General features: G+C 59.1%; 1 protein-coding gene and 1 pseudogene. Both read left to right on the plus strand.

Features of this window, described 5'->3' with window-relative positions; all coding sequences use genetic code 11:
- Positions 1-119 (plus strand): annotated as a pseudogene (locus tag CW742_RS14370) (homoserine dehydrogenase); the annotation flags it as partial.
- Positions 103-1,134: helix-turn-helix domain-containing protein (locus tag CW742_RS14375; protein ID WP_292421555.1), on the plus strand; the 1,032-nt coding region annotated here is incomplete at its 3' end. The pseudogene CW742_RS14370 and the gene CW742_RS14375, both read left to right, overlap by 17 nt.

Raw genomic sequence — 1,134 nt, forward strand, 5'->3', positions numbered from 1 at the left:
AGACCGATATGGCCGGCGAGATTACCCTGATCGGTAAGGGCGCCGGATCCATTGAAACGGCGAGCGCGGTAATCGGCGATCTTCTCTATATCAGGGACCGGTATGTCGCGGGTTCTTGAACGGCGGCGGCAGCTCCTCCACCTGATGCGGGAATTCACCCTTGAAAAAGGCTTTTTTACCACTACGGATATCCAGCAGTCTGCCGATGTCCCCCGGAGCACGGTGCAGGACTGGATCAATCGGCTTCTTGACGAAGGGTGCGTGCTTGTCCGTGAGGAGCAGCACGGACGGGCCCCGGCCCGGTACGTCTCGACCAGTACCGTTCCGTCTACCGCCTGCCGGAGGATTTTTACGACGACTGATGGGGAGTTCGTCGAGATATATCATGACTGCATGAGCTCGGCATGTGCGGCGTTCTGCGGGTTCCACCATGGCCTTGCCGGAGGTGCCCTGTGCAGGGTATCCCGTGACGGGACGCTCCTGCGGGAATGTGCCCGGTTCGGCTCGGCCCAGGCCGATGTCGGCCTGTTCCCGGCCCCCTCGGTTGCCGTAATCGGGATCGAGCGGGAAGGGGATTCGGTTGTCCAGACAATCCGGTGTGTAGGCGGCCCCGCCTATTCCCTCACCGACATGATGGCACTTGCGAAAGGTGTGACTGATGTTAAAATCAGTCGTTCCGGTCCGCTTGTTGAGGGAAAGGTGTACACGAAGGCGCTGGTACACCTGGCCATCGGGATTGATGATACGGATTCGCGGGCAGGGGGAGCGACCTTCGCGCTTGCACTCGCACTCCTCCAGCACCTCGGCAGTATGAAGGGGATCTTTCCGATCGCCCACCGGATCGTGATGCTGAACCCGGCGATTGCAGAGAAAACCGCAGGGAACTCCTGCAGTTTTATCGAAATTGCCACCGAACCTGCGATTGTCGAAGGCCTTCCGGAAAAGATCTTCAAGTTTGTTGCGGACGAGGCTCTCTCTCCGGAATGGGGGATAGCCATCAAAAGAGGATTCACCATCCCCCCGGATCTGCGTTCCTATGGCATCGCTGCCAGGAAAAGAACAATATCCCGCGGGGAGGCGGAAATCCTTGCCAAAAAGTACGGGATAACCCTCCATGGCGGGAGGGGGGTGATC

Origin of the sequence: Methanoregula sp. (assembly GCF_002835825.1) — an archaeon.
GTDB lineage: Archaea > Halobacteriota > Methanomicrobia > Methanomicrobiales > Methanospirillaceae > Methanoregula.